Below are 9,382 nucleotides of genomic sequence, written 5' to 3'. Positions count from 1 at the left end.
TCCTCCAGTACCACAGCCATGGTTGCCACCGCTCAAAGAGCGAATCGCACTAGACGAACTGGAAGAAGTGCAACCGACAGTAGCCTGGGGACAAGAGAAACCACTCTCTGTCCTCTTGGGGATGGCGGATATCCCGCAGGCCCAGAAGCAGGAAGCTGTCTCTATCAATCTCTCCAAGGATGGTCATATCCTCCTTTATGGAAGTCCGGGTACAGGAAAGACCACCTTCCTTCAGACTGCTGGTATGGACTTGGCTCGTAAATTCAGTCCCAAGGCCCTTACCATGTACTTGATGGACTTTGGTACTAATGGTTTGGCTCCATTGTCCAAGCTTCCACAGGTGGCGGATACCATGCTTTTGGACCAAACGGAGAAAATCTCTAAGTTTGTACGAATCATGGAGCGCGAACTCAACCGTCGTAAGAAACTCCTTGCGGACTATGGTGTTGGGACCTTAGACCTCTACCGTCAGGCCAGTGGTCAGGAAGAGCCGGCTATCGTCATCCTCTTAGATAGCTATGAAGCCTTCAAGGAAGAAGCCTATGAGGCGGAACTCTTCAAGCTCTTGGTGCGTATCTCTCGTGAAGGTCTCAGTATCGGGGTTCACCTCTTGATGACAGCCGGTCGTCAAACCAACCTTCGTGCTCAGCTCTACTCGAACTTCAAGCACCAGTTGAGCCTGCCACAAAATGAGGCAGGTGAAGTGCGGGCAATCGTGGGCTCTACACCACTTGCTATGACTATGGAAGATATCAAGGGACGTGCCCTTATGAAGCGTGAAGAGGTGGATGTCATCCAGCTGGCACTCCCAGTTTATGGAGCCAATGACACCCAAGTTCTCAACAACCTACGTCAGGAAGTCGCTTCCCTCCAAGAAGCCTGGACCGGCCAGCGCCCAAGTGCCATCCCGATGGTGCCAGAGGAGTTGACGATGGAAGAATTTTTGAATTTGCCTGATGTACAAGAGGCTATTGAGAATGATCAGATTCCTATCGGTTTGGAACTAGAAATGGTTGGAAGTGTCAATATCTCTCTTAGCAAATTTAAACACATGGCTTATGTGTCAAATGCAGAAGACGCTTTTGATAATATAACGCATCATTTATTAAAAACTATTCTTAGAATGCCTAACGTCCATATGATGTTGATTGATGCTTTCCAAGAATATGAAGCATATAATGACCAGGTGAAAACCTATGTTGGAAGCAAAAAGGAACTATCGGACATAGGAAATCAGCTAATCTATGAAATAGAACGCCGTCTTGAAAAAGGCATATCATCTGAGTGGATCATTTTTATACCTAATATGAGAGCACTAGTATCCGAAAGCGATTTAAATGATCAACAGCTTCAATTTATGTTTGAGAATGGGTATCGAGTAGGGATGAGGTTTATTATTGGTACTGATTATACTTATATTGGGACAAGCATCGACCCAATTCCTAGATACCTCAAAACAAATGTCCAATGGGTCATCTTTGGTATGCGCCTAATGGATCAAACCTTCTTAGATAAAGGAATGTATAACAGAGATGTGGCTCCAGATCTCGATCAGGTTTATTTACATTCTCGGAAAGAAGTCATCAAACTTAAAATTAGTAAGAATAAGTAAAACTATTTTTTGATACTTAAGATTCAACCCGGTCTTTTGACGATTTGATAGTAGAAAGGATAATTGAAAAGGTTATTGAACATGGGACAAGTAAAAAGTGAAAAAGGCAAGGCAAGTACTATTGCAACTGGAATTGTATCAGCAAGCAATAGCATTACAACTGCCGGTACAGTTACTAGGGATAAGACAAGCTATTATACCGCTAATACGGTAGGAAGAAGATTGATTATAAATGAGGCATCTATTGCTAAAAATATTCAATCGAAAATAAGTGAATTCGTAAAACTAATTCATAGTGTCGCAAATGAATTTGAAGTAGTAGATGAGAATATAAGTACAATGTGGCAGAATAATCCAAATAATGGGACAACCAGTCTACCTTCTCCATACTCAAATCCGTCATTTGTTCCTCAAAATAATTTATTTAAGGAGTGAGGATGGAGAAAAGAAAATTAGAAGATATTCAATGTAGTGTTCAACAGATTCAAACAAATTTATCCAAGCTAGAAGAAGAAAGAAATCAGTTTCTTTCCGTTGCGACGGAGATTATAGATCTTTGCCAATCGAACTTCATCCCATATAGAGAATTAGGCTATTATCCGTTATCAGTTAAAGATGAGATGGATCGCCTTGAAAATATAGAAAAGTTAAAAAGGAATGAACAGCTACTGGATGATTTTATCACCGAGAGGAAAGAAGAATTAAAAAAAGCAATGAGTAAGCTAGAGGGCGAAAAAGAGGAACTTCTTTTCCAACAACGCCGTCTTGAATCGCAAAAGGAGGGGAAAAATGGGTATTAAAGTAGACATAGGATCAGCAGACTCGCAGGGTAGCACAGCGAATACGGTATTAAGTAGCCGTGCGAATTATTATGACGCTGTCATTACTGCCTTTAATAAATTGATTTCAGAGGAAGAATTGAAAGGTAAAGCCTATGATAGTGCTAAGTCCTATGCGGAAAATATAATGGTTCCTCTAGTGAGAGGAGTTATCCTCTTTTCAGAGAGCCTGGGAGGAAAAGCGAGTGAACTACCGACTCTTTACCATGCACAAGTCGGTGAAGAAAGTCTAGATGAGGAGACACTTCAAAAGCAAATTGAAGCAGAAAATACAACTATTTCGACTCAAGAAGCTATTTTGAACAGTTTATCTGATTTGAAGAACATCGATTCTACTTATAAAAGTAATGTTCAAGAAATTATCTCAAATGCAACGAGTAAGCGAGATGAGTTACAAAAAAAATTAGAAAAGTTACAGTCATTTGCGAGCTCGACTAGTGGCCAGTTTTCGGATTCAGAAAGCTTACAGAGCTTAGTTCTTCAAGGTTTCGAACAAGTTACAGGTGACTTTGGAAAGTTTGATGGAACTTTTAAAATAGAGGGACAAGCCCCTTGGGCTAATAATATTAATAATGAGTGGAAGAAGCGTTCTGAGGTAATTCAAAATTATCAAAATGTTGTAGATAAAGTTAAAAATGAAACCGAATTAGATGAGACAGATATAAAGGCAATTGCAGAGTATGGAAAACGGTATCCTGGTAAAGAGTTACCAGAGAATGTTAAAGATGCTGTACGAAAATATGTCGAGAGTAAAGTTAATAATAATGTTGACCTAAGCGGGCTAGGGGAGTTTCTTGAAATTGTCCGAGATACATCTCTGGAAGAACTTGCTAAAGAAACAATTTCTAAGTTAAGTTCAACGAATCCTAAACTATCAGAGTACTTTAAGTATTTTACTACTACTGATAAGTTTGGTAATATAAACATTACCTACTCTGCAAATAGTAAAGGATATACGGATGCTTTATTCAAAGCAAATGCTGCGAATCTACTTAAGAATTTCACGATTTCAGAAATTAATATCCCTATACCAGGAACCAATTCTTCTCTTGGGATTTCAGGGATCAGTTCGATATTTATGGGGATGGACTTTTTGAACAACCTGCAAAATGAGAATGCCGGACGTGCCTTTACACATACTGTTGCTACTACGGCAATCGCTACATTAGCAGTAGATGCAGCTGCAACAACACTTGCGGCGGCATATTTTGCAACCGGTTCAGAGGCTATTTTAAGTGTAGCTGCATATGCAGCTACAGGTCCGATTGGTTGGGCTATTGGTGCTGGGGTAGCTGCAGCAACACTTGCTACTTTGGCATATAATTACAATTTTCTTGGAATCAAAGATATAGCAAACGAGATGGGCGACAATCTTGAAAAAAGTGTTAAGGAAATAGGAAGTAATATTGATTCAGGTATCAAAGAAGTTGGAAGTAAAATTGATGCAGGTATCAAGGAAGTCGGAAATAGTATTGATTCCGGTATTAAATCAATTCAGAAAGTGTTTGGGTGGTAAATTTGGAAATTAACTATAGAGAAACGAAGTATTTTTGTCATCAACTTGTAGAACTAAATGGGAAAAAATACATATTAGATGCAAGTTCAATGACTCCTAAGTTCTACTATTGGGGTGTTCCAACGGAGGAATTAACGGTTGAGATGGCGGAACTAAATAGAGAGGATATCAATTTTAGTACCCCGATTAATAAGTTTAAAGCTTCATATGTGGCAATCATGGTTCAACCGCTTGTATGGATTGTTTATTCTTTATTGAAAACTTTTTTTAAAGAGTACAATATTAGCCAACAGATAATTTTAAAATTAGTAGTATTTTGCGCATCTATACTATTCTCTTACTTGATTTTTTATTTGAAAAGAGAGCAAGAACGTAAAAATGTTAAAGCTTTACTGCCTTCTTCTAGTAGAAGATATGAGATGATTTTTAAACCAATATCTGCAAGAAAGCAAGTTTTTGACGCCTATATTTTTACTGTTCCTATAATAGCTTGTTTGGCACTTTATTTGTCTATTAATGATGGAGGAGAAGGTATTGTTCTCGTTATTAATAGCATTATCTCATTTTTTCTTCTATCATTTTTATTTGGAAAGGTTCCCATTCTTTCCGCTTATAAGATTAGAAACGTCACATTTGAAGGAATTAGAGAAATTAAATGAGGTCTTTGATTCAGGCATTAAATCAATTCAGAAAGTGTTTTGGTGGTAAATGTGGAATTAAAATTTAAATATTCAAATATAGCAGTTTTTAGAATCGTTGAGTTTAAGAATAAAAGTTATATCTTAGATCCTACCACTATAAAAGGCAAATCCTATTTCTTCGGTTCGCTTCCGAAAGAGGTTACTGCTGAAATGGTTGAGTTATCTCCATCTAATGATAGTTTTAGAATAAAATCGAAGACACCAATAGGCGCATCTACTGCTCTAGTTATCATGATTCAGCCACTTGTGGGCTTCTCTCATACACTGATGAAAGATGCCTTTATTAGCTGGGGAATCAATCAGCAAATTTTAATGAAAGTAGTGCTATTTGCTTTCTCTGTATTTTTGTCTTATCTTATGGCTGTCTTTTATGAAAAAAGTGCGGTAAGAAAGTTTGAATCAAGAGTTCCCCAAAACAGCAAACGCTGCCGACTTGTTTTTGAACCCAAAGGGAAACGAATGATTGATTGGTGGTATATTACTCTTGGAATTAATACGGTTTGTTTAGCATTTTTTATAGGACTTGACAGTGGTTATGAAAGTGCTATATTGGTTATAAATGGCATAATTTCGTGGTGGTTTTTTGTAATACTGAGAATGCCACAAATCCCAGAGTATTATAAGACACTAACATTAACTGAAATTGAAGAACTATAAATACAGAATGCCGAGAAGTTAGAAAAGACTTTGATTCAGGTATTCAATCCATTCAGAAAGTGTTTGGGTGTTGAATGATGCATTTAAAGTTTAAGAATGCTAATACGATGGCGTATAGCATTGTAGAAATAAAGAAATTATAAATTGAAAGGAAAACAAGAAAATGTCTATTTTGCCAATTGGAACAATTGTTTATTTAAAAGAGGGGAGTCAAAAACTAATGATTCTCAATCGTGGGGTTACTATAGAACAGAATGGTGAAAATGTTTTGTTTGACTATTCTGCTGCTTTTTATCCAATGGGACTAAACCCAGAACAGTTGTTTTACTTCAATCGTGATGATGTAGATAAAGTGGTTTATAAAGGCTATAGTGATGAAGAAGAAGAACGGTTCGCCGAAATTTATCAACGTTGGCTTGATGAAAATGCAACAACAATTAAAAAGGGTGTAACAAAATAATGTGCATCTGTAAAGATTATTGCAAAATATCACAATACTAAATAGAAATCAAAAATGAGGAGCTACTTTGACATTAAAGAAACTCCTCGTTTTTTTAGTTATTTTCCCATCATACAGCTAAGTCTGTGTGGCTATAAGCCAAAATTTATGATACCAAAATATAGCTTTGTTTCTATAGGAAAGGGCTGTTTTGATATTGTAGTATAATAAACAAAGACATTTTTTACTTTTCTCTTCTTCTTACGGTATTGCTCATGTGATATAATGGGATAAGGATTGTTCCTCATTTCAGACGAGTTTATGGATTTCAGGATAAGTTAGCAGGTGAGAAGAGTATTTCTGTTAGCCTCCTTCCTATACACCTGTTAACAGCTATCCACGATAAAAGGAGAGTGTAGATTGGTTTTATTTGTATTAGGAATCTTGGTTTTGCTCATTCTAATCTTAAAAAGAAAACAGAAAACTGCTAAAAAATCTGAAGGGAATTCCAAGAAAAGAAATTGGCTATTAATAGGTTGCTTATCCATAGTGATCCCAATCGTAATCTTCACAGTGTTCAGTCCTATTCTTTCTCTAATGGATATGTGGGGGCTGTTTGCCCATGCAAATCGAACTGAGATTGAGCAAGCTGTGCATCGTTCTTATCAAAATTACGGTCTTACAGGGCAGTTTGAGTTAGAAAAATACGAGAAAAACTATACAAGTGTGGGAGGATTTATAATCCATGGTACCTATAGTGAAAATATAGCTGGAAAAACCTATCAGGTTAAAACTCGATTTAAATACTATACTCGCTTTTCGAAAAGTGAAACATATGGAAAGACAGATGCAGAGGTCGATTACAAAAATGGTAAAAAAATTTATGATGTTTTCCCAGAATTAGCCTATTTAGGGATTGAAGTTAGTCCAGGAACCAGTGAATTTTTAAAAACACTGGACAGTTCAATCAAAGATCCTAAACTGCCTGATTTGAAGTATCAAGGTATTGATTTTGAATTTAATAACCAATCTGATAATATCTATCTTTATAATGAAATATTAGAGGAAAATCAAAGCAAGGGCCAAGCTCTGCAAGGAATGTATCCAATGGATGCTCAATATCTTTTCCAAAAAGAGATTTTTATACCAACATTTGAATTTCAATATTTCGTTCCAAAAGAAAAAAGAGATCTCTTGTATGATGACTATCTTAAAGAGCTTGAAGCGCTCATGAAGGAATTTTTTGCCAACCAACCCCTACCACGCGGTCTTTATGCTGTCAAAATTGCTAAGTATAAAGAGGATAAACTTGTCAATGATAGTGGTGTATACTATGTGAAGATTGAAAATCGTCAAGTTGTAAAGCTGTTGCAAAAATTAGAGTAGGAGTTGCTAGGGCTAGGTAAGTCTCACAATATTTTTACTAAGAAGAGAAGGGAAGTTTTGTAATGATTAGTTTAGAGCTGTTGTCTGAGGAAAATAGTCTAGACGTTTATTCTTTTGAAAAAGAAAATCGAGAGTATTTTGAACGAAATTTACCTCCTAGACCAGCTAACTATTTTGGTTTAGAAGGTTTTAAAGAAATCACGAGGGAATTGTTAACGGAACAAACGAATCGTGATGTCTATATGCATCTTATCAGAGATTCGCAAGGCATGATGGTCGGCAGAATCAATTTAAGTGTTTTAGAGAATGATCGAACAACAGCAGAGCTTGGGTATAGGATTGGGGAAAATGTTACTAACTTAGGTTATGCTGGCGAAGCGGTTAAACTCGTTTTAGACAAGGCCTTTACGACTTATGGTTTAAATAAAATCATTGCAGGAACGGCAACGGGTAATCTAGCCTCTCAGAGGGTGCTTATAAAAAATGGTTTCACCTTTAGTAGGATGATAGAAAATGACTTACACATTCATAATGAGTGGGTTCATACAGCAGTATTTGAGATAAGGAGGCCATAATATTATTATTTCCAGTCTATTGACAAGGTTAATGGAGTCATCAATCTTTACGGACATTCAAGAATGTTTTCTTGGATGTTTTTTGTTTAGAATCTCCAGATGTGTCTGTTAAAATTTGATTTTCCCAGTGGACAATCGTCCACTTTTTTTATATAATAAAACTAAACCGAATTGGTTGAGTTTTAGAGGTGTAAGCTCAACCGTCGATTTGTTTTTCTAAGAGAGATATTCTCAATAAAACATCACACTAGGGGGTGAATCATGTACCAACCAGAAAAACTCAAGGCTCGGAGAAAAGAGTTAAAATTGACACAGAAGGAAATTGCAGAGGAATTAGGGATTAGTTTTCAGGCTTACTCGGCTTGGGAACGTGGGATTAAGGAACCATCCCAGGAGAAGGTTGCTCAGCTAGAGAACATTTTAAAGGTAGCAAAAGGCTATTTTACTCAGATTGAGATTGTCCGTCTCTACAATAGCCTTTCCAAGCAAGGGAAGGACAAGGTTGTGCTCTATGCTCGCAACTTGGCTCAAGAAGAACAAACTCAGAAGGTGGCGACCATGCCAGAGCGCCTCTACGAGTACCGTGTCTATGAACGTATGTCAGCAGGGATTGGGGCTTCGGTCTACGATGACCAGAATTTTGATACGGTTTACTTTAACGAGGAGTTGGCCCATGATTTTGCATCTTGGGTATCTGGGGACTCTATGGAACCTAAATATCAAAATGGTTCGGTGGCTCTGATTCGGGAAACAGGATTTGACTATGATGGGGCGGTTTATGCAGTGGTTTGTAACAACCAGACCTATATCAAACGGGTCTATCGGGAGGAAGATGGCCTGCGTCTGGTTTCTATAAATCCTAAATATAAGGACATTTTCATCTCCTATGAGGAAGATCCTCGGATTGTGGGGATTATCGTTGGGAACTTTGTGCCGATGGAGGGTTAGCCTATGGGCTACTTTGATTATTCCAGAGAGCCCAAAAGTGATATTGCCTTTGTCGATATGAAATCTTTTTATGCCAGTGTTGAGTGTGTGAAAAGGGGCTTGCATCCGCTGAAGACCTCGCTTTGTGTCATGAGTCGCGCGGAAAATTCTACTGGTCTTATCTTAGCTTCCTCTCCCATGTTTAAGAAGATTTTTGGTAAGTCTAATGTTGGCCGGGCCTATGATCTGCCTTTTGATATCAAAACGCGCAAATTTTCCTATTACAATGCTCGAAAGCAAGGTTTGCCTACTGACTCAGACTATGTTCGCTACATCGAAGATTGGGCTCAAGTCACCTTGATTGTCCCTCCTAGGATGGATGAGTACATAGCGGTCAATATGGAAATCCAGCGAATCTTTCAAAACTATGGTAGCCCAGATGATATTTATCCCTACTCTATTGATGAAGGTTTTATTGATTTGACTAGTTCGCTCAACTATTTTATCCCAAACAAGAGTCTCTCTCGCAAAGACAAGCTAGATATGCTTTCTGCTCGCATCCAGAGGGATATTTGGAGGCAGACAGGGATCTACTCTACAGTGGGTATGTCCAATGCCAATCCCTTACTGGCCAAGTTGGCTCTGGATAATGAGGCCAAGCACACTCCGACCATGAGGGCCAACTGGTCTTACCAGGATGTGGAAGAGAAGGTTTGGGCCATTCCCAAGA

11 protein-coding genes are annotated in these 9,382 nt (G+C 37.9%); all 11 read left to right on the top strand.

Translation table 11 applies throughout. The features are described from left to right. A partial coding sequence (locus GMD4S_RS06085; RefSeq protein WP_000298559.1) for an FtsK/SpoIIIE domain-containing protein occupies positions 1-1,612 on the top strand: 1,612 nt, incomplete at its 5' end. A gap of 81 nt (positions 1,613-1,693) precedes the next feature. After that, positions 1,694-2,047: a TIGR04197 family type VII secretion effector gene (locus GMD4S_RS06080; protein ID WP_000531865.1), complete on the top strand. Its 354-nt coding sequence runs from the start codon at positions 1,694-1,696 to the stop codon at positions 2,045-2,047. Positions 2,048-2,049: 2 nt separating this feature from the next. After that, positions 2,050-2,412: a hypothetical protein gene (locus GMD4S_RS06075; protein ID WP_000415470.1), complete on the top strand. Its 363-nt coding sequence runs from the start codon at positions 2,050-2,052 to the stop codon at positions 2,410-2,412. Beyond that, complete coding sequence (locus GMD4S_RS06070) at positions 2,402-3,967, top strand: T7SS effector LXG polymorphic toxin (RefSeq protein WP_000511727.1); 1,566 nt, start codon at positions 2,402-2,404, stop codon at positions 3,965-3,967. The genes GMD4S_RS06075 and GMD4S_RS06070 overlap by 11 nt, the downstream gene beginning before the upstream one ends. Further along, positions 3,961-4,626, top strand: coding sequence for a DUF443 family protein (locus tag GMD4S_RS06065; RefSeq protein WP_000247632.1), 666 nt, complete (start codon positions 3,961-3,963; stop codon positions 4,624-4,626). Before GMD4S_RS06070 ends, GMD4S_RS06065 begins: the two co-directional genes overlap by 7 nt. A 42-nt stretch (positions 4,627-4,668) precedes the next feature. Continuing rightward, positions 4,669-5,325: a DUF443 family protein gene (locus tag GMD4S_RS06060; RefSeq protein ID WP_000248457.1), complete on the top strand. Its 657-nt coding sequence runs from the start codon at positions 4,669-4,671 to the stop codon at positions 5,323-5,325. Positions 5,326-5,488: 163 nt separating this feature from the next. Further along, positions 5,489-5,785 (top strand): DUF4176 domain-containing protein, encoded by a 297-nt coding sequence (locus tag GMD4S_RS06055; protein WP_000025675.1) that lies wholly within the window; start codon positions 5,489-5,491, stop codon positions 5,783-5,785. A 399-nt stretch (positions 5,786-6,184) separates the two neighbouring features. Beyond that, entirely contained in the window at positions 6,185-7,150 is a 966-nt protein-coding gene (locus GMD4S_RS06050) for a hypothetical protein (protein ID WP_000242611.1), read from the top strand. Positions 7,151-7,212: 62 nt separating this feature from the next. After that, positions 7,213-7,725 carry a GNAT family N-acetyltransferase gene (locus tag GMD4S_RS06045; protein WP_000624247.1) on the top strand — a complete coding sequence of 171 codons (513 nt, stop codon included), beginning with the start codon at positions 7,213-7,215 and terminating at the stop codon, positions 7,723-7,725. Positions 7,726-7,986: 261 nt separating this feature from the next. Next, a complete protein-coding gene (locus GMD4S_RS06040) occupies positions 7,987-8,673 on the top strand; it encodes a LexA family transcriptional regulator (RefSeq protein WP_000284668.1) in 687 nt (228 codons plus the stop codon). Positions 8,674-8,676: 3 nt separating this feature from the next. Further along, a partial coding sequence (locus GMD4S_RS06035; RefSeq protein WP_000540286.1) for a Y-family DNA polymerase occupies positions 8,677-9,382 on the top strand: 706 nt, incomplete at its 3' end.

This window comes from Streptococcus sp. GMD4S (assembly GCF_000296955.1).
Note: the sequence above shows the minus strand (reverse complement) of the source record. Positions and strands in the feature narration are given on the sequence as shown.

What these genes read in the sequence shown, in the direction of transcription:
- GMD4S_RS06075 (WP_000415470.1), top strand. Translation starts at nt 2,050, where the DNA reads ATGGAGAAAAGAAAATTAGAAGATATTCAATGTAGTGTTCAACAGATT.
- GMD4S_RS06070 (WP_000511727.1), top strand. Translation starts at nt 2,402, where the DNA reads ATGGGTATTAAAGTAGACATAGGATCAGCAGACTCGCAGGGTAGCACA.
- GMD4S_RS06055 (WP_000025675.1), top strand. Translation starts at nt 5,489, where the DNA reads ATGTCTATTTTGCCAATTGGAACAATTGTTTATTTAAAAGAGGGGAGT.
- GMD4S_RS06040 (WP_000284668.1), top strand. Translation starts at nt 7,987, where the DNA reads ATGTACCAACCAGAAAAACTCAAGGCTCGGAGAAAAGAGTTAAAATTG.
- GMD4S_RS06045 (WP_000624247.1), top strand. Translation starts at nt 7,213, where the DNA reads ATGATTAGTTTAGAGCTGTTGTCTGAGGAAAATAGTCTAGACGTTTAT.
- GMD4S_RS06080 (WP_000531865.1), top strand. Translation starts at nt 1,694, where the DNA reads ATGGGACAAGTAAAAAGTGAAAAAGGCAAGGCAAGTACTATTGCAACT.